25 protein-coding genes are annotated in these 22,933 nt (G+C 49.6%); 24 read left to right on the top strand and 1 reads right to left on the bottom strand.

What is annotated here, in order from left to right:
• The first annotated feature begins 40 nt into the window (after positions 1-40).
• The 4 genes from M3650_RS22930 to M3650_RS22915 all read left to right on the top strand — a co-directional run bounded on the left by M3650_RS22930 (position 41) and on the right by M3650_RS22915 (position 4,232).
• The gene (locus M3650_RS22930) at positions 41-1,114 is read left to right on the top strand and encodes a sugar ABC transporter substrate-binding protein (RefSeq protein WP_251578117.1); all 1,074 of its coding nucleotides are present in this window, start codon (positions 41-43) and stop codon (positions 1,112-1,114) included.
• Positions 1,115-1,144: 30 nt separating this feature from the next.
• Positions 1,145-2,746, top strand: a complete 1,602-nt coding sequence (locus tag M3650_RS22925) for a sugar ABC transporter ATP-binding protein (RefSeq protein WP_251578116.1) — start codon at positions 1,145-1,147, stop codon at positions 2,744-2,746.
• Positions 2,746-3,759 (top strand): ABC transporter permease, encoded by a 1,014-nt coding sequence (locus M3650_RS22920; RefSeq protein ID WP_251578114.1) that lies wholly within the window; start codon positions 2,746-2,748, stop codon positions 3,757-3,759. The genes M3650_RS22925 and M3650_RS22920 overlap by 1 nt, the downstream gene beginning before the upstream one ends.
• Before the next feature lie 200 nt (positions 3,760-3,959).
• Positions 3,960-4,232 (top strand): HU family DNA-binding protein, encoded by a 273-nt coding sequence (locus M3650_RS22915; protein WP_019419158.1) that lies wholly within the window; start codon positions 3,960-3,962, stop codon positions 4,230-4,232.
• Positions 4,233-4,322: 90 nt separating this feature from the next.
• Here M3650_RS22915 and M3650_RS22910 read toward each other — a convergent pair whose 3' ends face one another.
• Positions 4,323-4,490 carry a hypothetical protein gene (locus M3650_RS22910; RefSeq protein WP_019419157.1) on the bottom strand — a complete coding sequence of 56 codons (168 nt, stop codon included), beginning with the start codon at positions 4,488-4,490 and terminating at the stop codon, positions 4,323-4,325.
• 144 nt (positions 4,491-4,634) lie between these two features.
• On the opposite strand from M3650_RS22910, the gene mtrB reads away from it, so the two are divergent.
• The 20 genes from mtrB (at position 4,635) to trpA (ending at position 22,794) form a co-directional block, all read left to right on the top strand.
• Complete coding sequence (gene mtrB / locus M3650_RS22905) at positions 4,635-4,856, top strand: trp RNA-binding attenuation protein MtrB (RefSeq protein WP_019419156.1); 222 nt, start codon at positions 4,635-4,637, stop codon at positions 4,854-4,856.
• A 153-nt stretch (positions 4,857-5,009) separates the two neighbouring features.
• Complete coding sequence (locus M3650_RS22900) at positions 5,010-5,588, top strand: hypothetical protein (protein ID WP_251578112.1); 579 nt, start codon at positions 5,010-5,012, stop codon at positions 5,586-5,588.
• A 202-nt stretch (positions 5,589-5,790) separates the two neighbouring features.
• The gene (locus M3650_RS22895) at positions 5,791-6,663 is read left to right on the top strand and encodes a heptaprenyl diphosphate synthase component 1 (RefSeq protein ID WP_251578110.1); all 873 of its coding nucleotides are present in this window, start codon (positions 5,791-5,793) and stop codon (positions 6,661-6,663) included.
• 35 nt (positions 6,664-6,698) lie between these two features.
• Positions 6,699-7,436, top strand: coding sequence for a demethylmenaquinone methyltransferase (locus M3650_RS22890; RefSeq protein WP_251578108.1), 738 nt, complete (start codon positions 6,699-6,701; stop codon positions 7,434-7,436).
• Complete coding sequence (locus tag M3650_RS22885) at positions 7,429-8,301, top strand: UbiA-like polyprenyltransferase (protein ID WP_026011101.1); 873 nt, start codon at positions 7,429-7,431, stop codon at positions 8,299-8,301. The genes M3650_RS22890 and M3650_RS22885 overlap by 8 nt, the downstream gene beginning before the upstream one ends.
• The gene (locus tag M3650_RS22880) at positions 8,298-8,930 is read left to right on the top strand and encodes a UbiX family flavin prenyltransferase (RefSeq protein WP_251578106.1); all 633 of its coding nucleotides are present in this window, start codon (positions 8,298-8,300) and stop codon (positions 8,928-8,930) included. The genes M3650_RS22885 and M3650_RS22880 overlap by 4 nt, the downstream gene beginning before the upstream one ends.
• The gene (locus M3650_RS22875; RefSeq protein ID WP_251578104.1) at positions 8,902-9,777 is read left to right on the top strand and encodes a menaquinone biosynthesis protein; all 876 of its coding nucleotides are present in this window, start codon (positions 8,902-8,904) and stop codon (positions 9,775-9,777) included. The genes M3650_RS22880 and M3650_RS22875 overlap by 29 nt, the downstream gene beginning before the upstream one ends.
• Positions 9,778-9,785: 8 nt before the next feature.
• On the top strand, positions 9,786-10,760 hold the full coding sequence (hepT, locus tag M3650_RS22870) for a heptaprenyl diphosphate synthase component II (RefSeq protein ID WP_251578102.1): 975 nt from the start codon (positions 9,786-9,788) through the stop codon (positions 10,758-10,760).
• Positions 10,761-10,852: 92 nt separating this feature from the next.
• Positions 10,853-11,290, top strand: coding sequence for a nucleoside-diphosphate kinase (gene ndk, locus M3650_RS22865; RefSeq protein ID WP_251578100.1), 438 nt, complete (start codon positions 10,853-10,855; stop codon positions 11,288-11,290).
• Positions 11,291-11,534: 244 nt separating this feature from the next.
• The gene (locus tag M3650_RS22860) at positions 11,535-12,338 is read left to right on the top strand and encodes a CheR family methyltransferase (protein ID WP_251578098.1); all 804 of its coding nucleotides are present in this window, start codon (positions 11,535-11,537) and stop codon (positions 12,336-12,338) included.
• A gap of 75 nt (positions 12,339-12,413) precedes the next feature.
• Entirely contained in the window at positions 12,414-12,617 is a 204-nt protein-coding gene (locus M3650_RS22855; protein WP_251578096.1) for a hypothetical protein, read from the top strand.
• Between the two features lie 199 nt (positions 12,618-12,816).
• Positions 12,817-13,986, top strand: a complete 1,170-nt coding sequence (gene aroC, locus M3650_RS22850; protein WP_251578094.1) for a chorismate synthase — start codon at positions 12,817-12,819, stop codon at positions 13,984-13,986.
• 55 nt (positions 13,987-14,041) lie between these two features.
• Positions 14,042-15,169: a 3-dehydroquinate synthase gene (gene aroB, locus M3650_RS22845; protein ID WP_251578091.1), complete on the top strand. Its 1,128-nt coding sequence runs from the start codon at positions 14,042-14,044 to the stop codon at positions 15,167-15,169.
• Positions 15,160-15,528, top strand: a complete 369-nt coding sequence (gene aroH, locus M3650_RS22840) for a chorismate mutase (RefSeq protein ID WP_019421841.1) — start codon at positions 15,160-15,162, stop codon at positions 15,526-15,528. The genes aroB and aroH overlap by 10 nt, the downstream gene beginning before the upstream one ends.
• A gap of 996 nt (positions 15,529-16,524) precedes the next feature.
• On the top strand, positions 16,525-18,162 hold the full coding sequence (gene trpE, locus M3650_RS22835) for an anthranilate synthase component I (RefSeq protein WP_251578089.1): 1,638 nt from the start codon (positions 16,525-16,527) through the stop codon (positions 18,160-18,162).
• Positions 18,159-19,214 (top strand): anthranilate phosphoribosyltransferase, encoded by a 1,056-nt coding sequence (gene trpD / locus M3650_RS22830; protein WP_251578087.1) that lies wholly within the window; start codon positions 18,159-18,161, stop codon positions 19,212-19,214. The genes trpE and trpD overlap by 4 nt, the downstream gene beginning before the upstream one ends.
• Complete coding sequence (trpC, locus tag M3650_RS22825; protein ID WP_251578085.1) at positions 19,204-20,016, top strand: indole-3-glycerol phosphate synthase TrpC; 813 nt, start codon at positions 19,204-19,206, stop codon at positions 20,014-20,016. Before trpD ends, trpC begins: the two co-directional genes overlap by 11 nt.
• Before the next feature lie 12 nt (positions 20,017-20,028).
• A complete protein-coding gene (locus M3650_RS22820; protein WP_251578083.1) occupies positions 20,029-20,751 on the top strand; it encodes a phosphoribosylanthranilate isomerase in 723 nt (240 codons plus the stop codon).
• Position 20,752: 1 nt separating this feature from the next.
• Positions 20,753-21,967 (top strand): tryptophan synthase subunit beta, encoded by a 1,215-nt coding sequence (gene trpB / locus M3650_RS22815; RefSeq protein WP_251578081.1) that lies wholly within the window; start codon positions 20,753-20,755, stop codon positions 21,965-21,967.
• A complete protein-coding gene (gene trpA / locus M3650_RS22810; protein WP_251578079.1) occupies positions 21,964-22,794 on the top strand; it encodes a tryptophan synthase subunit alpha in 831 nt (276 codons plus the stop codon). The genes trpB and trpA overlap by 4 nt, the downstream gene beginning before the upstream one ends.
• The last annotated feature ends 139 nt before the right edge of the window (positions 22,795-22,933 follow it).

The following is a 22,933-nucleotide window of genomic DNA, read 5'->3' as shown; positions in this document are numbered from 1 at the left end:
ATAAAAATACATTACACATAAATAAAAGGGGGATCAGAGTATGTCGGCACAATCACACAGTCATCGTGGAAAATGGGAGATGATGTTTTACTTGGTGCTCATCTCCGTCGTGATAACCGCTTGCGGTCAGAAGTCTGGCGGATCAGAAGGCTCTGCCGGTACGAATGACGGAATTCGGGGCAAGCGTATCGCACTCATTATGGAATTTAACACCGGCACTTTTTCTCAGCAATATGTAGACGGGATCAAAGAAGAGACAAAGCGGTTCGGAGGCGAATTAACGATGTTCGTAGCCGAGAATGACAAGGCAAAGATGGGATCGCAACTAGAAATGGCTGTTAGTCAGAAGTTTGATGCAATTCTTACAGATCATGGAAATCCAGAAACGTTGGATGCGGGGATGAACAAAGCCGTGGAGCAGAACATTCCTGTCGTTGCCTTCGACGCACTCGTCAATATACCCGGGGTGACCGTGCTTGAGCAAGGTGACGAGAAGATGGCGCAGATTACCTTGGAGCATATGGGGCACGACATCGGCGGCAAAGGCAACATCGTCAAAGTATGGACCGCCGGCTATGCTCCAATGGAACGCCGCCAAATCGCATACGACACTTTTATGAAGAGCAATACGGACGTGAAAGAAATCGCTGCGTTTGGCGCAGCTACGTCCAGCACTGCCTTAGACACGCAGGCGAAGATGGAAGCTGTACTGAAGCAGTATCCGAATAAAGGAGATATTGCTGCCGTATGGGCTGCTTATGACGAATTCGCCAAAGGCGCTGCTCGTGCTATACAAGAGTCTGGCCGAGAAGAGATAAAAGTATACGGGATCGATATGAGTGATGAGGACCTGCAAATGATCCAAGACAAGAATAATCCATGGATTGCTTCAGCTGCAGTAGACCCGAAAGATATTGGACGTGTTCAAGTGCGATTGGCCTATCAGAAGCTGCATGGTGATCAAGTAGATAAAAAGGTCGTGCTGGAGCCTGTGTTTGTCAAGCGCGAGGATTTACCGGACAAGCAAATTTCGACGAGTGAACTGCACGAGTACGTTAAAGGCTGGAGTGGAAGTACCCAAGGCTTGAAGGATTGGATGAATGAATACAAGTGAACAATTTAACGATTAAAGGCGGGATATGAAATGACTAACTCATCCGATGCTAAACCCGACAACGCCTTTTCTGCCAATACGGCCCGCACGGAGCGGGGGGCGGCGCTTCGCGCTTCCTCTCCTGACGATAATTTATATATGCTCGGCATATCTAAATCCTTCAATGGAGTGGCGGCGCTTCATAGTGTGAGCTTTACCGCTTCTAGCGGAGAAATACATGCTCTGCTTGGCGCCAATGGGGCGGGGAAGAGCACGCTCATGAAAATATTGTCGGGCGCTTATCGCGCTGATGTCGGCAATATTCACATTGGCAGCCGTCCGCTGCATATTAAGTCGCCAGCCGATGCGAAGCGGCAAGGCATTCATTGCGTGTACCAGGAAGTGGATACGGCTCTGGTGCCACAGCTTACCGTTGCGGAAAATATTATGATGGACCGTATGGGACAAGCCAATCGTTCTTGGTGGGTGAGTCCGCGGCGTATTCGTCAAGAAGCCGAGAAAGCGATGCAGTCATTAGGCGCAGCGATACCGTTGACGAAGCGAGTGGAGCAATGTACGTTGGCGGAGAAGCAGATGGTGCTGCTGGCAAGAATATTGGCGGAGCAAGCCAAAGTCGTCATTTTTGATGAACCGACTGCTCCGCTAAGTCATGAAGAGGCAATGCGGTTGTTCCAAATGATGCGTTCGATGCGCGATCTCGGTGTTGTCGTCATCTTTATTTCACATCGTCTTCCTGAAGTGTTTGCAGAAAGTGATCGTATTACAATCATGCGTGACGGCCAGATCGTCCACTCCTCGCAGACCGATGAGACGACGCCTGAAGAAGTTGTCCGGCATATGCTCGGCAAGACTTTTGAAGAAGAATTTCCGAAGGAACAAGCAGTGATCGGCGATGTTCTCTTGCAGGTGCAAGGCATTACACGCGGTCGGAAAGTGCGTGACGTCAGCTTTGACGTACGACAAGGCGAAATTGTAGGCATCGTTGGAGTGGTAGGTGCGGGCAAGACGGAACTGTCCCGGCTGCTGACTGGAGTGGATGTGTATGAACGAGGAAGCATGTCATTGAATGGAGTGCCGCTTATACCGAAGGAACCGGCCGATGCCGTTCGGGCTGGCATTGTGCTTGTCCCGGAAGAGCGAAGGAAGCAAGGCGTATTTGTCCAGGAATCGATCCAGCACAACATAAGTGTTCCTTTATTGAAGGCGTTAAGCTTGCTTGGATTTGTAAGGAAACGGAATGAATCGCGCTTGGCGGAACAAATGCGCGACCGGCTAACAATTAAATCCTCATCCGTCACGCAAGAAGTGAAATATTTAAGCGGCGGCAACCAACAGAAAGTGTCTATTGGCAAATGGCTTGAGACCCTAGCACATGTGTATGTTCTGGATGAGCCGACCAAAGGTGTGGACATCGGAGCGAAGAGCGACATGTTTCGAATCATCGGCAAGCTGGTGCAGCAGGGGAAAGGAATTGTGTATTTAACGTGTGAATTCAATGAAGTGATAGGGATTGCAGATCGCATATACGTCATGTATGACGGTGAATTGGTGCAAGCCTTTCAGCGGAATGAAGTGACGCAGGAGCAGCTCATGTTCTACGCAAGTGCGGGTCAGGGAGGAGAATGGAAATAATGAATACGGGCTTCAAGGACAGACTGCTGAACTTTTGCTTTCGGTACGGTGCAATTATCGTCATCATTGGTGTAGTTGCTTTTTTCTCAGTGCGACTTCCTTATTTCTTCTCCAGTGCGAATTTGGCGGACATTTTACGCTCGATCTCAATCGTTACCTTTGTCGCTATCGGAGTAACACTTTCACTCATTGTCGATGGATTCGACCTGTCCGTCGGTTCTACGGTATCGTTAACAACGGTCGTAACGGCATCGCTTATGATTTGGTATGAAATGCCGCTAGTTATCGTCATTATTGTTCCGCTGCTTGTCGGAGCGGTGATTGGGTGCATCAACGCATTCTTTATCGTCAAATTACGCATACCGGATCTGTTGACTACGCTGGCTGTCATGTATATCGTAGCAGGAATTCATAAGACGTATACGAAGGGATATACCGTTTATAACAACATGCAGTTCGAGGATGGAACGAAGGCTCCGGGGAAAATGTATGAATCCTTCTTGCAGCTGGGCAAGGGCGAAGTATCATTTGGATTCTTCTCTGTACCAATTCCGGTGCTCCTTATGCTCATTGCCGTCATCGGCGTCCACGTGATGCTGAAGTACAGCCGATTCGGCCGACAAATGTACATGACCGGAGGGAATGAAGAAGCGGCCCGCCTTTCCGGAATTCGCATAAACAGAATAAGAACCATCGCTTATATTTTGTCAGGCATGTGTGCGGCCATAGGGGGATTGATCTACGCGGCACGGGTAGGGAGTGGACAAATCGATGCCGGATCGCCATTGCTAATGGAGGGGGTCGCCGCTGTTTTTGTCGGTTTTTCCGTCTTTGGGGCAGGGAAGCCTAATATTATCGGCACATTTTTTGGTTCGGTCTTAATCGGTGTGCTCGTAAACGGCTTGACAATGATGAACTTGCAATATTACACACATGACATTGTAAAAGGGACGGTACTTATCTTGGCGCTGGCTGTCACATTTTATGTTATACACCGTGCTCGAACCGCCTAACTGAATATTGTTGGGCTTTAATGAGCATATCTCCTCTTGCAATTGTGATTGCAGTATATTACTATAAATTTGTTCCTCAACCATGAAAGGCGGCAGAATGAAGCGTAATCTGACGTTTTTAGGGTTGAAGAGGTATAAATTATCTGCAAACAGTGAAAAAATGGGATAATGATGCTAACTTAGATCGGGAGGTGAACAGAATGAATAAATCCGAATTGATTTCTGAAGTTGCGGAATCGACAGAATTGTCGAAAAAGGACGTAACGAAAGTGGTTGATGCTGTATTCGAAGCAATCTCCACAGCTCTTCAAAACGGGGACAAAGTGCAATTGGTTGGCTTCGGTAACTTTGAAGTTCGCGAACGTTCCGCTCGTAAAGGACGTAACCCGCAAACGGGCGAAGAGATCGAGATTGCTGCCAGCAAGATTCCAGCGTTCAAACCAGGCAAAGCACTTAAAGATGGTATCAAATAAGTGATTACATACTTTTGTCAATTAGGGGAACGCAAGTGAAAGCCGCGACATGTGTCGCGGCTTTGTTCCATTTCACACCCTTGTTACGCTTTACCGGATCGTTGTTCGTCGTTGTTCGTCGTTGTTCGTCGCGGACACTTCAGCGTCGTTATCGCTGTATGCGACAAGAACAATTTTCTCACCGCTGATGCGGCTAAGTTCATGCTCCCATTGCTGCAGTTTCACTACATGACTTTCTTGCAGATGTGCTGGATGCATATGTGATGCTCCTTTCTATATTAACCCCAATCGAAGATAGTATATCCATTGTTGTTGTGGGTAGATAACAATACGTTAGGGAACAAGTTCCATAATACCGTGGTATACGTGTTATAATACATTACAGAAGAGGAGGGAAGGATTATGGAGAATCAGAATGACTTTATTGTCATTAAGGCGAAAGACCAAGGCGTTCAGGTCATAGGTCTCACACGCGGGAATGATACGCGGTTTCATCATACAGAGAAGCTCGATAAAAATGAGGTGCTCCTCGCGCAATTCACCGATCATACGTCCGCGATCAAAATACGGGGAAAAGCGGTAGTTATGACGAAGCATGGAGTTATCCATACGGATCAGGATTAATACACAACTTTAATCGTTACATAACGCGTAGAGCAGGCATAGCCTGCTTTTTTTAATTGTACAATGAGGTATGGACATCCTCACATGCGTCGAAACTGACTGTTAACGAGTCTGGCTGCGGTGGTGTCACAATGTGGAGGTGTAAAAGGGTTCATGAACAATTTGTTACGTTTGCGTTCGGTGGCATTGGCGCTCACTGCCACGATTGTGGTAACGTTAGGCTTGGGTTTCATCTCTTCAATGAATGAGAAGAAGCCTGCAGTGAATTCGGATGTGGCTGCATTTACACCGGTACCCCGCTTGATTTCGATGAATGATCGGCAGCTCGTCGATCATTTGTCTGACGTGCCTCTGCAGCTGCGGCTCAGCCGTGCGGCATGGCATGAGGGGAAATTAACGGTAGACATTAAGGTGGCGGCAAGTATTGTGCATCCCGAAATCATATATCAAGATATGTATGAGCTGCTGCGGTACTCCTTCACACAAACGAACAACGTCAATCGGTTGTTGCTTCGCTTCGTCATACTCGACGAACGCTTGAAGAAAAAGCACGTCTTGTTGGCCCTTGATGCGTTGAAGTCTAAGACGACGCCGGAACGATTGGATCAAATCAAGAAGAGTAATCCGGACATTCCGACAGAGGTATCGGAAGCGTTGCGCATTATTTACACTCCATTGTGGGAGAAGAAGTTTTCAGCTTCCAAGCCGAATTCCGCGTTGGAACGTTTTTGAACGTGTGTGATCAAAGGGGAACTTTTTAAACATCCTTTCGATGCCGGATAAGCTGCGGTGTTAACTTCGTGCTCAAAAGGGAACTTTTTAAACAACCTCCTTATAGGAAGAAAAGTTGTCCCATCAAGTAAAACATATGCTATAATGGTTTAGATTGTGACATCCGTTAGGATGACTAACCGCTACAGTCGGAGGCACTCAGATGAAAGGTAATCACATTTCGCAATTGGCAAAGCGGTATGTTGAACATGACATGATACAGGCGCACACCGACCTGCCTGCGTTTCCGAACGCAAGAGCAGAGTTGTTGTTCGCCTTTTTAAACCGCAGCAAGCCAGCAGATGAACATAGTGAATTATATGCGTTGGTCACTTCACTTGTACAGGTTGGCCTGGATACTCATGATATGATTGAGATGGCTTCCGTTCAAGGAAACGATCGGAACCTTCGCTCACGGCAGTTGAAAGTGCTTGCCGGAGATTATTTCAGCAGCCGCTTCTACAATTTGCTGGCACAAGCTGGACAGATTGAAGCGATTCAGTCGCTGAGCCAAGCCGTATGCAACGTGAACCGTCTCAAGATGACGATGGTTGATAAAATGAAGCAATGGACGATGACGGCTGAAGAATATTTACGCACCTGCGTTTCTCTAAAGAAAATATTGTTTCAGTCGTTTAACGAACGTCTATCTGCAAAAGATGTGCCCGCATGGGAAGTATTGCTTGACCATGTGACAGAGCTGGAAGTGATGGAACAAGAGAAGGAACGTGCCGAACATTTCGGGCGCTTTGTGGGCAGCTGGTCTTATTGGCATGTGTGGCAGCAAGGAACAGAGGAAGAAAGAAGAAAGCTGAAGCAGAGTGCATTTGATATGTCCTTCTGGCACACGCTGATGTCGAAGTACGAAGTTCACGAGCAGCTCGCCTATCAAGTTCGTGCCGCACAGGACAAACTGCAGACGATTGTGTCTACTTTGCCAGTTGATTCCGTCATGAAGCAGCGTCTTGGCTCTTTCCTCAGCTCCATATATTTTCCTTCGGCTCAAGCACGCTCCGCTTCGGTTCAACAGAGCTAGAAAGAATAGGCGAAGAAAGGGTAAGGTGACATATCGTGGAGACGCATTCGCCTAAGACAGGCGAGTCGAAAGAAAAGTTTGTTCAAGACGTATTTCAGAGCATCGCGCCGAAGTACGACATTATGAACGATATTCTAAGCTTCCGGCGGCATAAAGCATGGCGCAGATTTACGATGCGCAAAATGAACGTGCAACCGGGCGATACCGCCGTTGACTTGTGCTGTGGCACCTGTGATTGGACGATTCAGCTTGCCAAAGCAAGCAAGACAGGCCGTATCGACGGGCTTGATTTTAGTGCAAATATGTTGTCTGTCGGTAAGAAGAAAATTGATCAATTGGGGATGAACAATCAAATCTCTTTGACGGAAGGCAATGCGATGGCGCTTCCGTTTGCGGACAACAGCTTCGATTACGCGACTATCGGATTCGGGCTGCGCAACGTTCCTGATTACGAGCAGGTGCTGCGCGAGATGAAGCGGGTTGTTAAGCCGGGGGGAATGGTCGTATGCCTAGAGCTCAGCAAGCCGACTTGGCAGCCGTTCAAAGCGATTTACTATTTCTATTTCCGCAATATATTGCCTATGATGGGCAAATTGATTGCAAAGCGGTACGAGCAGTATAAATGGCTGCCTGAATCATTGATTACGTTCCCTGACCACAAACAATTAGCCCAGATGTTTCGCGATATCGGTCTGACGCATGTGGAAGCATATCCTTTAACCGGAGGAATCGCTGCGCTTCATATCGGGAGTAAGGGGAATGATGATGTTTAAAAAAGTACGGGTTTTTCTGGAAATGATAAAAATCGAACATACGTTGTTTGCCCTTCCGTTTGCATTCATGGGGGCTTTGCTCGGATCGATGGTGATGGACAATCGCTTTCCGACACTCCCGGAATGGGGTTGGATCTTGTTGGCGATGGTTGGTGCGAGAAGTGCCGCCATGGCGCTGAACCGCCTTATCGATGCGGCAATTGATGCTAAAAATCCGCGAACCGCGAACCGGGCCATTCCTGCCGGACTGCTAAAAGCGGGCGAGGTTATTCTTTTTACGGCCGTATCATTCGGTCTTTTATTTTGGGCGGCGGCTAACTTACAGCCGTTGGCGGTGTATTTGATGCCGATTGCCGTCTTCATGCTCGTTTTTTATTCATTTACGAAACGCTTTACTTGGTTATGTCACGTTGTGTTAGGTTTGACGATTGCTCTGGCGCCGCTTGGCGGATGGGTTGCAGTAACGAATGAAATCAATTGGACGTCGATTATTTTCTTCTTGGCGGTGGCCTGTTGGACGACAGGCTTTGATATTGTATACGCGTGTCAGGACTATGAGTTTGATAAAAATGAAGGTTTGAAATCAATTCCAGTTCGATTCGGCATCGCGAAATCGCTGTGGATCGCGCGTGGATTTCATATTGTTACAGCAATCGGTTTTGTTCTGCTATTATTCTTAACTCAACTTAGCTGGTGGTACATCATCGGCACAATAATTGCCAGTGCCCTGTTAGTGTATGAGCATATGCTGGTGAAGCCTAACGATTTAAGCAAGATGAATACGGCATTTTTCACGATGAATGGAGTGCTCAGCATCGTAGTGTTCAGTTTCACCTTAATTGATTTGGTGGTGTATCAGCTATGAACCCCGTGGAAAGGCAGCGCTTTATCGTTGGGATTACCGGAGCCAGCGGTGCCATTTATGGCATCCGGTTAGTGGAGTCGCTCTTGCATGCGGGTTACGGTGTGCATCTTGTCGTGTCTGACGCAGGGTGGCGCGTGCTGAAGGAGGAGCTAGGGTGGGATGTGACCCGACGCCAGCCCGCGATTGAGTCGGCGTTCGGCGAACAAGCGGCCCACATTCAGTACCATCCGATTCAAGATATCGGCGCAAGCATTGCTAGCGGCTCCTTTCGGGTACGGGGCATGATTATTATGCCTTGCTCGATGGGAACATTATCATCCATCGCCCACGGATCTTCCGATAACTTGATGAGCCGTGCGGCAGATGTGATGATAAAAGAGGGTCGTCAGCTTGTTATCGTCCCTCGCGAAACGCCTATGCACGCTATTCATTTAGAGAACATGCTGAAATTGGCAAATATGGGCGTTCGAATGGTGCCGGCGATGCCTGCTTTTTATTACCATCCGAAAACATTGGATGATATCGTGAACTTCCTTGTCGGCAAAGTGTTGGACTGCTTGAACATAGAACATCAATTGTTTACAAGGTGGGGAGAATCGGATGAATCAGAAAATGGGAACGATGAGTAACCATCATCCTGCTGCCATTACGATCGGTGTCATCGATTACGCGAATGTATGGCCGCTCTTTTATCATTTTCATCCGAAAGGAATTGCAGCGGACATTGAGATGATTCCCGCCGTCCCTTCGGGTTTAAATGTCGCCATGCGAGAAGGCAGCATCGATATGGGGCCGATATCGGCCTTCGCCTACGGCGAGTCATCGGAACAGTATTCTTTGTTTCCGAATTTATCGGTAAGCGCGCACGGTCCTGTTCATTCGATTTTGCTTTTTCTAAAAAAACCTTTACTCGAGGCTTTAAAAGGTACGGTGGCGCTAACGACAACATCCGCAACATCCGTCAACTTGTTCAAAATTATCGCCGCCAAGTTCTATCATGCCGATCCGGAATACGTTAATATGGATCCGAATCTGGATAAGATGATGGAAGCGGCAGATGCTGCGCTTCTTATCGGTGATCATGCCATTCATGCCTCATGGAGCAATACTTCCTATGAAGTTATTGATCTGGGTGAACTATGGCAGCAATGGACAGGTCATTGGATGACGTTCGCCGTATGGGCTGTACGCAATGAAGTGATTCGGAAGCATCCAGCTGACATACGGCGCATCGTGGAAGCTTTCGAAGCGAGCAAGCAGCTCAGTCTGAAGGAGCCAGAACCGCTTGTGCAGGAGGCGGTGCAAGCCATTGGCGGAACCGAGGACTACTGGCGGCATTATTTTTCCCATTTACATTATGATTTTGACCGCCCGCAACAAGAAGGGCTTCAGCTTTATTTCCAGTATGCGTATGAATTGGGACTCATCGATCACAAAGTTCAGTTTGAGCTTTGGTCGGAAAATATGGTTGGTTAGGTGAAGGCATGAAACTGTGGGACATATATGCGACAATGAAACAAGACGTTTCGTATATCGAGCGGGAATTGGAACGGACGATAACGACCGACAATGAGCTGCTGAACGAGGCGTCGCTTCATCTGCTGAAAGCAGGAGGCAAGCGAATACGACCTGTATTTGTCCTGCTTTCAGGCAAATTTGGTACATATGATATTGAACAACTTAAGCGGGTAGCCGTACCTTTGGAGCTCATCCATATGGCTTCCTTGGTTCACGATGACGTTATCGATGATGCTGAAACTCGAAGAGGGCAGCTCACGGTAAAAGCAAAATGGGACAACCGTGTCGCGATGTATGCGGGGGACTATATACACGGCAAGGCACTGATGGTAGCAACCGAATTAAAGCAGCCCGAAATTCACCGTATCCTATCCAAGGCGATGGTTGAGATGTGCATCGGCGAGATGGAGCAAATTCGCGATTTCTTCAATACGGAGCAATCGGTACGCCAATATATGCTGCGCATCCGTCGCAAGACCGCGCTGCTCATCGCCGTAAGCTGCCAACTGGGTGCTATCGCGGCTGGAGCGGATCGGCGGATCGACCACGCATTGTACCGATTCGGGTATAATGTAGGCATGGCCTTCCAGATTCGCGATGACGTGTTGGATCTGACGGGAACGGAAGCGCAGATCGGCAAGCCTCCCGGAAATGACATTCGCCAAGGCAACTTAACACTTCCGGTTATTTACGCGCTTCAGGATCCGGAATTGCAGCGGCCGTTATTAACTGAAATTGAACGCATTCGGGAATTGAACGGTGAGACGGATGTAAATGAAGCGTTGGATATGATTCGTAAGAGCGCGGGAATTATACAGGCAGAGCAATTGGCCAACCGCTACACCGATAAAGCGCTGTCCGTGTTGGAGCAGCTGCCTAACATTCGAGCACGCAAAAACTTAAAAGATATCGCGCATTTTATAGCGAATCGTTCCCATTGATTAGGTGATAAGAAAAATATGGATGCGCCATGATGAAAAATTTGGTATAATGCATATGTTGGACAACTTCACATCAATTGAGGAGTGAACATATGGAACGCACATTCATCATGGTCAAGCCTGACGGCGTTCAAAGGGGTTTTATCGGAGAAATAATAAGCCGCTTTGAACGTAAAGGATTCAAGCTCGTATCCGGGAAACTGATGATTATCGCGCGCGATCAAGCCGAACGCCATTACGCTGAACATGCGCAAAAGCCTTTCTTTGGTGAATTGGTTGACTTCATCACATCCGGTCCAGTATTTGCAATGATCTGGGAAGGGGATGACGTCATCAGCTTGTCGCGCTTGATGATTGGCAAGACGAAGGTAGGAGAAGCATTGCCAGGAACCATCCGTGGGGATTACGCTTCACATACGAACTTCAACTTGGTGCACGGTTCGGATTCACCTGAAAGTGCGGCTAGGGAAATCGCAAACATATTCTCCGAACAGGAGATTGTAAGCGTTGAGCATGTGGTTCAACCTTAGCTTTAAATGCGTGTTCAAAAAGGTAGCTTTATGATCATCGTGTCAAAAGGGGACTTCTTGAACAACCTCTATAATAGTTCATCGCAACTTGAAGTCAGTCTGATAGCATTGAACTTATTTTGATTTTTGTTGTAAGAGCTTACATGAAGCAGGATTAAAGAAGAACGCGGCGAATATATATGTTCGACCGTGTTTTTTTTATACATATATACGAGCACGATGGAAGTGGCGAGGTGTGGAGGCAATGCAAGAACATAAAGGGGCAGTCACGACAGACGATCAAGATTATTTTTATTTTGTAACGGAAATTAAGAAGCGGACAGGAATCGATTTGACTCAATATAAGGAAGCGCAAATGCGTCGTCGCTTGACAACATTGCGGTTAAAGAACGGCTATAGTACCTTCCGGGCGTTCTATGAAGCCATGAAGTCTAACGAAGGTCTGCTCGATGAACTCCTCGATCGGATGACGATTAACGTATCTGAATTTTGGCGAAATCCAAATCGATGGGAGACGTTGCGAGATCGCGTGCTGCCAGCGCTTACGGAGCGAAACAGCAGGTTGAAATGTTGGAGTGCGGCCTGTTCCACGGGTGAAGAACCTTATACGTTAGCCATGATTTTGGACGACGCGGGATTGCTCGGGTCATCGCAAGTGATGGCGACGGATATTGATGATAATGCATTGGCTAGGGCAAAAGAGGCTTTCTATATTGAACGTGCTTTGAAAGATGTGCCCGCATCGTTCAAGCAGCGATACTTCTCACGGACTGAAGATGGTTATCGCGTGTCTTCAGCCTTGACGCGCAACATTCAGTTCCAGAAGCAGAATTTGTTGGAGGACGCTTTTACAGGTCAACAGGATTTAATCATATGCCGCAATGTTATGATCTACTTCACTGAAGAGGCCAAGCATCAGCTGTATTTCAAATTCTCCGAGGCTTTAAAGCCAGGGGGCGTGCTCTTTGTTGGCAGTACAGAACAAATTTTTAACCCGAACCAATACGGCTTAGAGACGATGGAGACGTTTTTTTACCGGAAAATGTAAAGAAGCGTATAAGCAGCTATCATCTTTCCGATACTAGGGAGGAAGGGACCTTGCATCCTAGACGGAGGGATAACAATGGATAAGAGGACCGTTATTGCCGCCTATCAACGAGGAGACATAACCATTCACGAATGTGCGCAAATTATTGGATTGGAGGCCCCGCTGCAGGGGTGGATTCCCTTCATGTCTTCGCAGGAAGACAGAGACGGAATGCCTCCACAGTCCCATATACTGCCCCTCCTTCTGAACCTTTCTTCGGTGAAGATGGATTTCATGTGAATTGGTTTCTATTTCAGCCTTGAGCAAGCGTACGGATAGCGTTGCTTATCTGTATTCAATACGCGTCTAATGTGCATGTTCTGTGCGCATCAGACGCGTTTTTGTATTCTTGTCAAACGATGCCTCCTATACTATAATGAGCAAAAGAGTTAAGGATTTTAGTCATTTACAGCTTTACAGCTAAAAGGGGGAGCAACTCGTGAGTCTACGTTATTTGACAGCAGGAGAAACGCACGGACCTCAATTGACCGCCATTGTTGAAGGCATGCCGAGCAATATGGTAATCGATTTTGAACAACTCAATTTCCAATTGCAGCGTCGACAAAAGGGATACGGGCGCGGCCGGCGGATGCAGATTGAGCAGGATACAGCATCTATCGTAGGCGGCGTACGCCACGGACGCACAACAGGTGCTCCGATTGCCATCGTGGTAGAGAATAATGATTGGAAGCATTGGACGAAGATTATGAACGTTGAACCGATTGAGGGGACGGACGAAGAGAAGCGCCGTGTGCATCGTCCGCGTCCCGGACATGCCGACTTGAACGGGGGCTTGAAGTATCAGTTGAAGGATCTCCGCAATGTGTTGGAGCGATCCAGCGCGCGTGAGACGGCGGCACGGGTTGCCGTCGGCGCAGTGGCACGTCAACTGCTTGAAGCTTTCGGCATCAAGATTGCAGGACAAGTTATCCGAATCGGCGAGATTGAAGCTCCTCCGCATCAGCTTGCCGTTGACGAGATTATACAGCTTACCGAAGCTTCTTCCGTTCGTGTCGTAGATGAAGAGACGGAGAAGAAGATGGAAGCCTATATTGATCAGATTAAGGGAGAAGGCGATTCCATCGGTGGAATTGTGGAATGCATCGTAGAAGGCTTGCCTGTTGGCCTTGGCAGCTATGTGCAATACGATCGCAAGCTGGATGGCAGAATTGCGCAGGCGGTCATGTCCATCAATGCGTTCAAAGGCGTGGAGATTGGCATCGGCTTTGAAGCGGGCCAGCTTCGCGGATCGCAGGTACATGATGAGATCACATATGATGCCGATCAAGGCTTCTCGCGGGCATCCAACCGGTTGGGCGGCTTTGAAGGCGGCATGACGAACGGGATGCCGATCGTCGTGCGTGGTGTCATGAAGCCGATTCCGACCTTGTACAAACCGCTGCGCAGTGTCGATATCGATACGAAGGAAGCATTCACCGCTCAAGTGGAGCGTTCAGATGCCTGTGCCGTGCCAGCAGCAAGCGTCGTGATGGAACACGTCGTCGCATGGGAAGTGGCGAAAGCGTTCTTGGAGAAATTCGGCGGTGATTCAATGGAAGAAATTCGTGCGAACTACGAGAACTATTTAGAGCAGGTATCCCGTTATTAAACGGGTTGTTCGAAAATTTTCGTTTTTGAACACTCACTAAATGGAGGTGGGCACGATGAACATGAATGATCAAATTGGGGCTGCTCAGCTTATGGTTGAGTTGGGGGAGCGGTCTTATCCGATATGGATTGGGAGCGGTCTGATTTCACGTATCGGCCGTGCGTTTCAGTTGCAACATATTCCGACTGGAAGTCCGATTCTTGTCATTACAGATGATAAGGTCGGACCGAAGTATTTATATCAGGTGGCGGAAGCATTGGAGCATGTGGGCTACTCGGTGAGCACTCACCAGGTTCCTTCTGGCGAGAAGTCCAAATCCCTCCGCGTATTCGAGGACTGTATTAGCGCAGCGCTTGAAGCGGGGTGTGACCGCAAGTCTACCGTTGTCGCTCTGGGCGGAGGCGTAGTAGGAGACTTGGCTGGGTTTGTCGCAGCTACCTATATGCGCGGCGTTCGCTTTGTGCAAGTGCCGACGACTATTTTGGCACACGACAGCAGCGTTGGCGGCAAAGTGGCGGTCAACCATCCGTTAGCGAAAAATATTATCGGGGCGTTTCACCAGCCCGACATGGTCTTATATGATACGTCTACACTGCAAAGCCTACCTGACCGCGACGTTCGCTCCGGTCTTGCGGAAATGATTAAGCATGGATTGATCTGGGATCAATCGTTCGCTGCATGGTGTGAAGAGCACGCAGAGCAGCTCTTAGCCAAAGATGAGGAAGCACTGACGTACGGGCTGCTTCAAGGCTGTGCCATCAAAGCAGCTGTCGTGTCTCAGGATGAACGGGAGAATGACTTGCGAGCGATATTGAATCTCGGTCATACTATTGGTCACGCGCTCGAGGCTGTCGCTGGATACGGTGAGCTGCTGCACGGCGAAGCGATCGCGATCGGCATGATCGGATCCGCGCGTCTGGCGGAGCAGATGGGAATGGCAGCTGGAGTTGCGGAATATACGGAGCGCCTGATGAAGTCCTTCGGATTGCCGACCGCAATACCGCCCCATTACGATACGGAACAGGTCATTGCAGCGATGATGCATGACAAGAAATTCAATGAAGGCCGTACTATGTTCGTGCTGCCGACTGCGATCGGCCGCGTGGAAATTCGACGGGATGTGCCGGTCGAACAAGTCCGAGACATCATAGAAGAATTGAAAGGGGCAGGAACATGGCAGTAAGAGGAATTCGCGGGGCGACAACGGTTCGTCAAAATGACGCTGATGAAATATTGCAGGCGACGACGACAATGCTTCAGCATATTATTGCGCAAAATAATGTGCAGCCAGAGGATATTGCGAGCGTCTGGATTACGATGACAGAGGATTTGAATGCAACGTTCCCTGCACGGGCGATTCGTGCTATGCCGGGATGGGAGCTCGTGCCGCTCATGTGTGCCATTGAGATTCCGGTGCAAGGGAGCTTGCCGCTGTGCATCCGTTTGATGGTAACGGTCAACACGGATAAAGCTCAGCGAGACATTCGACATGTGTATTTGAATGAAGCGATCAATTTGCGTCCGGATTTAGCTTCGACCTAAGGTTATTTGCCAATGGCATTGATATGCAAGCTTACATCCTAAGGGGTGTAGGCTTGTTTTCTTATGTAGTCTGTTTGGAGCTGTTTGCATCCCTTGCCGTGCTCTCCCATTCATTTCAGCATGGAACCCCTTATACGAAAAACTGTTATCGGACTGGACCTTATGTTCAATCTCCCGCGGGGTCAGGAAAGAGATGACGACGAGGAAAGGGCATGCCGTAGCGTACAGATTCAACTTATAAACTCATTCCGACAGTTGGGGCGTTGCTGGAGTTGCCAGAGCTGCCGGCGCAGGACGGTCCTTTAAAGTGTACTCTCTAGCCGTACCTATGGTGCTGAGGGGGCTTGCCGAGTCTCCCGTATTCGCGTGGGTGAATACGATATCTGAACCAGCGGGAGAGTGGATCAAAGGGTAGTCCCTTGAACCATTCGTTCCATTGGAAAATGTACAGTCTTTTGGCTGTTTTTATCTCAAATACACAATATCGCATGGCATAAAGCGCCCGATGATAATGGCAGGCATACCAGATTCAAGTTGCCTGTGCCGTCTTCTGATCGAAGCCTACACATGGAGTCGATCCAGAATCCAGACACCGGGTGCTGACACGGATTGAAAAGAAAATTAGTTGACGCTGCCTCTGTTTACAAGTATAGTGAAGACAGCAGAGTTGAGCAGAGTTGAGTTTGAGATTGAGATGAGCCGAGTTGAGAAGCAATTACATGTCGTGTTTAGGTGACGCGTATTTTCGTTATCGTCATTGTAGTGACCACTGCGCTTATTTATTGAAGATAAGTGTACATGGCCATTTCTAAGCAGACATATCCCTATACTATATTTTCACTCATCCACAATTTCATCGTAAACCAACAGGCCTCTACGTTGCGTAGAGGTCTTTTTGTCGCATAAGCATGTTTTATTTGACATACCTGTTGGTTATCGCTCTGATTCTCCATCCGCTAAGCAAGTTATCGACGGAGTTGAAAGGAGTGGAAAGCGATGTTTCCCCATGTGAACGAAGTCATTCAATCGTCGCAATATTATAACGTAATTCCAGTGTCTGAGACGATGATGGCCGATACCGAAACCCCCATCAGATTATTTCAGCGGCTCGAGCAAGAACCGTATGCATTTTTATTAGAAAGTGTTGAAGGTGGCGTCAAATGGGCCCGCTATTCCTTCATCGGAACCGACCCTTTCCTTCTCCTTCAAGGGAAGAACGGATGCTTGCGAATGGTGGAGCAGGGGCAAGTTACCGAAGTTCAGGATCGTCCGCTTGAAGCAATCAAGAAGCTGCTGCGTAAATATCGCAGTCCAGTCGTGCCGGGTCTTCCTCCGCTTACGGGAGGCGCAATCGGATTTTTCGGATATGATTTGGTGCAACAGTATGAACGGCTGCCGCGCCATGAACGTGATGATCTGTTGATGAACGACATCCAGTTCATGTTCTGTGACCAACTGGTCGTCTTCGATCATGTGAAGCAGCAAATGCAGTTCATCGTCAACATTCATATCTCACCGGAAGATAGCGATGACGACATTCGCCAACGATATATTGCCGCAGGAGAGAAATTGCGGCGCTTGCAGCATAAGCTGACGGCTCCGTTTGAATATGATGTGCCGGGTGTGTGCTGCTCGGTGCAAGGGAGCAACAGTGAATTATCCGTCACTCACTCCAATGAAACAAAAGCATCATTTATGAACAAAGTGGAGCGGGCGAAGGAATATATCCGTTCCGGCGACATTTTTCAAGTCGTGCTGTCGCAGCGCTTTGAACGGCAGACGACGGTTCACCCGCTTGATGTGTACCGGGTGCTGCGGATGTCGAACCCGTCACCATACATGTATGTAATGAAGATGGAAGATGAGACGCTAGTGGGAACATCGCCGGAAGCGTTAGTCCGGGTTAACGGCGAGCGTGTTGAGACGAGACCGATTGCAGGAACGCGCCCGCGTGGTCTGACGACTGAACATGATACCGCATTGGAAGAAGAACTGCTGCGCGATGAGAAAGAGAGAGCCGAGCATGTCATGCTCGTCGATCTCGGGCGCAATGATCTGGGCCGAGTATGTGAGTTCGGTTCCGTACACTGCGATTCCTATATGGGCATCGAACGTTACTCCCATGTGATGCACATTGTCTCGAACGTATCGGGAACGCTGCGGAAGGACAAAGATTTCTTCGATGCATTCTTGTCCTGTCTTCCCGCGGGAACGGTGTCTGGCGCACCGAAGCTGCGTGCCATGGAGATTATTGCCGAGCTGGAGCAGGAAGCTCGCGGGGCTTATGCAGGGGCCATTGGATATTTGGGCTTCAATGGGAATATGGACACGTGCATTACGATTCGGACCATTATTTTCAAGCAGGGTAAGGCATACGTGCAGGCAGGCGCCGGCATCGTATGGGATTCAATCGCAGAGAAGGAATACGAAGAAACAGTCAACAAAGCGAAGGCCTTGCTGTTGGCGATTCAGACTGCCGAGGAGATGTTCGGAGCGGCGGTCTCGACGGCTTCTCAGACGGCTCAGACGTCTCAAGCAGAAGAAGAGCCAGTACCGCTTCCGGTGAACTGGGATTATTACGTGGAGGCGGGTTGTGAACGAGTACCCGTGACAGAGGGGAGAGGAATCCAATGACCACGACAGCAACACAGCACAGCATTCATGTAAAAGATGCGCTGGCTCAAGTGCTCACCGGGGGTCATCTGAACCGGACCGAGGCCCGCGAGGTGATGTTGGACGTCATGGACGGCAAAGCGACTTCTGCGCAAATCGGCGCTTTATTGGCGAGCATGCGGTTGAAAGGGGAGACGGTCGAGGAAATCGTCGGCTTTGCCGAAGCGATGCGCAGCCGGGCTCACCAGGTTGTGACGACGCAGGACCGGCTATTGGATACGTGCGGAACCGGCGGTTCCGGCATCCATAAGCTGAACATCTCTACGATATCGGCCATCATTGCTTCCTCCGCCTCTGTTCGTGTCGCGAAGCACGGCAACCGTTCAGCCTCGAGCCGGTCGGGCAGTGCGGATGTTCTGGAAGCGCTGGGCGTGAACATCCAGCTTACAAGCGAACAAGCGGCTGAGTGCTTGGAGCGAATTGGCATTTGCTTCATGTTCGCGCAGGTGTTCCATCCGGCGATGAAGCATGCTGCGGGCCCGCGCCGTGAATTGGGTGTGCGGACCGTATTCAATATGCTGGGCCCGCTGACGAATCCAGCTGGCGCGGATCGGCAAGTATTAGGCATTTATGACCGTTGCAGAACAGAAACAATCGCCGCCGTGCTGCGGGAATTGGGCCTGAAGCGGGCGCTCGTCGTCGCGAGTGAAGACGGATTGGATGAAATCAGTCTCTCTGCTCCGACACGGATCAGCGAATTGAAAAATGGAGAGCTGCTGACATACGACATTACTCCGGAGCAGCTCGGATTGTCGACGCAGCCGCTCGCGAGTGTGCTCGGGGGCGATGCCGTCACGAACGCGCATCTCATTACAGCGATATTAAAAGGTGAATTTGGACCGCATCGCGATATTGTGCTTGCCAATGCCGGCGCATGCATTTACGTGGCTGGCCAAGCGGACTCCATCGCGGAAGGCGTACAGATTGCAGCGAAATCGATAGATAGCGGGAACGCATATCACAAGTTAGAGCAGTGGATTGAAGCGACAGGAGGACTGAGCCATGTTTCTTGAACAAATTGTACGAACGAAAGAAGATGAGGTGCAGGAGCTTAAGACGAAGCTGAATGTTCAGGAAGCTGAGCGGGAGATAGCAGAGATGCCTGCATGCCGTTCATTAACGGAGGCGTTGACCGTAAATAAGAAGCGAACGGTTGGTCTTATCGCTGAGGTCAAGAAGGCATCGCCCTCAAAGGGACTGATTCGAGAACGCTTCGTTCCCGCAGATATCGTCCGAGGCTACGAAGCTGCCGGCGCCGATGCGCTTTCCGTGCTTACGGATCGAGACTACTTCCAAGGCGGAAATGAAATATTGAAGGAGGTCCGGACTCTGACGAATCTCCCGATACTGCGCAAGGAATTTATTATCGATGAGCTGCAAGTGTTGGAAGCCAGGCTGATAGGCGCGGATGCGGTACTGCTGATCGCCGCAATCTTAAACGATGGACAATTATTACATCTGAATCGCAGCGCAAGGGCGCTTGGGCTGGACGTATTGATTGAGGTTCATGACGAGGCAGAATTAAGCCGGGTAGCAACGATGGACAATGTGACCCTAATCGGCATCAATAACCGTAACCTGCATACGTTTGTTACCGATTTGGCCCAGACTGAACGCTTGCGGGAATTCGTGCCTGCACATTGTGCCATAGTAAGCGAGAGCGGAATACATTTACCGGAACATATGGGCCGCTTGGAGCAAATGAATGTGAACGCAGCGCTCATTGGGGAGCACTTTATGAGACAGGACGATGTGAAAGAAGCGGTTGAACATATTATGAGCGCACTATCAACTGAGTCATGCCATGTGAAATAGGGGATTAGTTCAATGACCATAGCATATCCAGAAGACAGAGCGGAAATAGGAGCGCGTACCGTGAAAGCTAAAATATGCGGATTAACGACACTAGACCTAACACGTCGTGTGGCAAGGTGTGGACCGGACCACATCGGCTTCGTGTTCGCACCGAGCCGCAGACAGGTGTCACCGCTAGAGGTGAATCAGTGGCTGAAGACGTTGGAAGCGGAAGGGGAATATGTTCCCGACACAGTAGGCGTATTCGCGCAGCCGACGCGACTAGCGTTGCAAGAAGTGCTGGACGCGGCTCCGCTCAATGCCGTCCAATTCAATGCGGAACACGACCCTTCGCTTCCAGAGTGGGTGAAAACCCACTATGATGTCGACGTGTGGTTGACCGTACCGGTATGTTCGGGTACGCATGCGGAGCAGGACGGGAAGGAACCGTTCATGCCGGGTGCGGACGTGAACCGTCCAGTCCCGTTCATAGACGTAATACTGCTTGACACCCATCATCCCGCTCAAGGCGGCGGCTCAGGCAAAACGTTCGATTGGAACGTCATTCCATCGTATGGAGAGCTGTTGCGGAACTGCGGCATTCCATTGTACGTTGCAGGTGGACTAGGGCCTGATAATATAGCAAGTTTGCTTGCGCAGCATCAGCTGCAAGGTGTCGATGTATCTAGCGGCGTGGAGACAAATGGAACGAAAGATATCGATAAAGTAGCCTCATTTATTGAAAGGGTGATCTAATATGACAACTAATTCAACGACAACAGTGCTTCCGGATGCGAAAGGGCGATTCGGACCTTTTGGCGGCAGATTCGTTCCGGAAACGTTAATGACCGCTTTGCTGGAATTGGAGGAAGCGTATCAGAAATATTCACAAGAACCGGATTTTCAAGCCGAGTTGATCAAGCTGTTAACGGAGTATTCCGGTCGTCCAACATCATTGTATTATGCTGAACGATTATCCCAATCTTTGGGTGGAGCAAAAATATATTTGAAGCGTGAGGATCTCAACCATACGGGTGCGCACAAAATCAACAATACAATCGGCCAAGCGCTGCTCGCCAAACGTATGGGCAAGAAGAAGGTCATCGCCGAGACGGGTGCCGGACAGCACGGTGTCGCGACGGCAACGGTTGCCGCGCTGCTCGGTATGGAGTGCAAGGTGTTCATGGGTGAAGAGGATATGAAGCGCCAACGGTTGAACGTCTTCCGGATGCAACTGCTCGGAGCGGAAGTCGTTCCTGTGCTGTCCGGAACGAGAACGTTGAAGGATGCGTGCAGTGAGACGATGAGATATTGGGTCAGCAACGTGACGGATACGTTCTACATTCTCGGTACCGTCGCCGGTCCGCATCCGTATCCGATGATGGTCCGTGATTTTCAGCGCATAATCGGCGACGAGACGCGCCGGCAAATCGTGGAGCGTGAAGAGCGGTTGCCTGACTTAATTATTGCCGCTGTGGGCGGCGGGAGCAACGCAATGGGGATTTTCTACCCGTTCATTCAGGACGAATCCGTCCGCCTAATGGGAGTCGAGGCAGCAGGGAAAGGAATTGATACCCCGCTGCATGCGGCAACGATGACACTAGGTACTCCGGGAGTATTCCAAGGAACGTTAAGCTATTTGCTCCAGGATGAGCACGGACAGGTGCAACCAGCACATTCCATATCGGCTGGACTAGACTATCCAGGCGTCGGGCCGGAGCACTCCTATCTCAAATATACGGAGCGGGCAACATATGTGCCGATTACCGACGATGAGGCGCTGCACGCGCTGCAGCTGTTGAGCCGTACCGAAGGAATTATTCCAGCGCTTGAATCCTCTCATGCGGTGGCGCAGGCGATTAAAGTAGCTCCGGTGATGCAGCCAGATGAGATTATCATCATTTGCTTATCCGGGCGCGGAGATAAAGATGTGAATACGATTATGGAAACGTTGGGAGGGGATTTGGCATGAATGAAACATTGACGAATCAGAGCAACCGGTTGGATGCAACCTTCTCGCGTTTGCGGGAAGAGAAGAAGGCGGCCTTGATGCCCTTTTTCACGTTAGGAGACCCGAGCTGCGACATTACTCTCGAATTGCTGCTTCGCATGGAAGAAGCGGGCGCGGATATTATTGAGCTCGGCATTCCATATTCCGATCCCCTGGCTGACGGTCCTGTTATCGAACGGGCATCGGCGCGGGCATTAACGAACGGAGTGACGCTGGAAGACGGATTCCGCATTGCCAAGCAAGCGCGTGTACGGGGGGCGCAAATTCCTTACGTGCTGTTCACATATTATAATCCGGTGATGCAGCTTGGCGTCGAGAAGTTCTTTCAAGCTGCGGCGGAGGCTCAATTAAGCGGAGTCATTATCCCTGACTTGCCTTTTGAAGAAAGCGAGCTGGTTCGCATTGCAGGGGACAAATACGGCATCCATCTCGTCTCGCTAGTCGCTCCGACATCGTCAGAGCGTATCGGCCGCATTACAGAGCAAGGGCGCGGATTCATTTATTGCGTATCCTCACTCGGCGTCACAGGGGCACGGGAATCGTTCGACGACCAAGTGGAAGCTTTCATTCAACAAGTTCGGCAGACGACCTCCTTGCCGCTTGCCATCGGGTTCGGTATTTCGAAGCCAGAGCATGTGCGCCGCTTCTCCTCATTTTGCGATGGGGTCATCGTCGGCAGCGCTATCGTGCGCCGCATTGAAGAGTCGCTGCCGTTATTAACCAATCCGGAAACTGCCGCGGAAGGGATCTTGCAAATTTGTAATTTTGTGCGACAATTAAAGCATTAACTTTGTGTACAAAAAGTTAACATTTCAGCATTGAGGGGTACAGGCGTTCGCAGAAAACTATATCGGAAGCAGATGTTCTTCAAGGGTGGATGCAAGACTCACTTTGTGCAACAATTTCCATAGGTTAGAAAGGTGGTTA

Origin of the sequence: Paenibacillus sp. MER TA 81-3 (genome assembly GCF_023713585.1) — a bacterium.
GTDB classification, from domain to species: domain Bacteria; phylum Bacillota; class Bacilli; order Paenibacillales; family Paenibacillaceae; genus Paenibacillus_B; species Paenibacillus_B profundus.
This window is presented reverse-complemented; position numbering and strand designations above follow the sequence as displayed.

Bases quoted from the DNA above. Each gene is read 5' to 3' on its own strand.
- M3650_RS22930 (WP_251578117.1), top strand. From the start codon at position 41: ATGTCGGCACAATCACACAGTCATCGTGGAAAATGGGAGATGATGTTT.
- M3650_RS22925 (WP_251578116.1), top strand. From the start codon at position 1,145: ATGACTAACTCATCCGATGCTAAACCCGACAACGCCTTTTCTGCCAAT.
- M3650_RS22920 (WP_251578114.1), top strand. From the start codon at position 2,746: ATGAATACGGGCTTCAAGGACAGACTGCTGAACTTTTGCTTTCGGTAC.
- M3650_RS22915 (WP_019419158.1), top strand. From the start codon at position 3,960: ATGAATAAATCCGAATTGATTTCTGAAGTTGCGGAATCGACAGAATTG.
- M3650_RS22910 (WP_019419157.1), bottom strand. From the start codon at position 4,490: ATGCATCCAGCACATCTGCAAGAAAGTCATGTAGTGAAACTGCAGCAA.
- mtrB (WP_019419156.1), top strand. From the start codon at position 4,635: ATGGAGAATCAGAATGACTTTATTGTCATTAAGGCGAAAGACCAAGGC.
- M3650_RS22900 (WP_251578112.1), top strand. From the start codon at position 5,010: ATGAACAATTTGTTACGTTTGCGTTCGGTGGCATTGGCGCTCACTGCC.
- M3650_RS22895 (WP_251578110.1), top strand. From the start codon at position 5,791: ATGAAAGGTAATCACATTTCGCAATTGGCAAAGCGGTATGTTGAACAT.
- M3650_RS22885 (WP_026011101.1), top strand. From the start codon at position 7,429: ATGTTTAAAAAAGTACGGGTTTTTCTGGAAATGATAAAAATCGAACAT.
- M3650_RS22880 (WP_251578106.1), top strand. From the start codon at position 8,298: ATGAACCCCGTGGAAAGGCAGCGCTTTATCGTTGGGATTACCGGAGCC.
- M3650_RS22875 (WP_251578104.1), top strand. From the start codon at position 8,902: ATGAATCAGAAAATGGGAACGATGAGTAACCATCATCCTGCTGCCATT.
- hepT (WP_251578102.1), top strand. From the start codon at position 9,786: ATGAAACTGTGGGACATATATGCGACAATGAAACAAGACGTTTCGTAT.
- ndk (WP_251578100.1), top strand. From the start codon at position 10,853: ATGGAACGCACATTCATCATGGTCAAGCCTGACGGCGTTCAAAGGGGT.
- M3650_RS22860 (WP_251578098.1), top strand. From the start codon at position 11,535: ATGCAAGAACATAAAGGGGCAGTCACGACAGACGATCAAGATTATTTT.
- M3650_RS22855 (WP_251578096.1), top strand. From the start codon at position 12,414: ATGGATAAGAGGACCGTTATTGCCGCCTATCAACGAGGAGACATAACC.
- aroB (WP_251578091.1), top strand. From the start codon at position 14,042: ATGAACATGAATGATCAAATTGGGGCTGCTCAGCTTATGGTTGAGTTG.
- aroH (WP_019421841.1), top strand. From the start codon at position 15,160: ATGGCAGTAAGAGGAATTCGCGGGGCGACAACGGTTCGTCAAAATGAC.
- trpE (WP_251578089.1), top strand. From the start codon at position 16,525: ATGTTTCCCCATGTGAACGAAGTCATTCAATCGTCGCAATATTATAAC.
- trpD (WP_251578087.1), top strand. From the start codon at position 18,159: ATGACCACGACAGCAACACAGCACAGCATTCATGTAAAAGATGCGCTG.
- trpC (WP_251578085.1), top strand. From the start codon at position 19,204: ATGTTTCTTGAACAAATTGTACGAACGAAAGAAGATGAGGTGCAGGAG.
- M3650_RS22820 (WP_251578083.1), top strand. From the start codon at position 20,029: ATGACCATAGCATATCCAGAAGACAGAGCGGAAATAGGAGCGCGTACC.
- trpB (WP_251578081.1), top strand. From the start codon at position 20,753: ATGACAACTAATTCAACGACAACAGTGCTTCCGGATGCGAAAGGGCGA.
- trpA (WP_251578079.1), top strand. From the start codon at position 21,964: ATGAATGAAACATTGACGAATCAGAGCAACCGGTTGGATGCAACCTTC.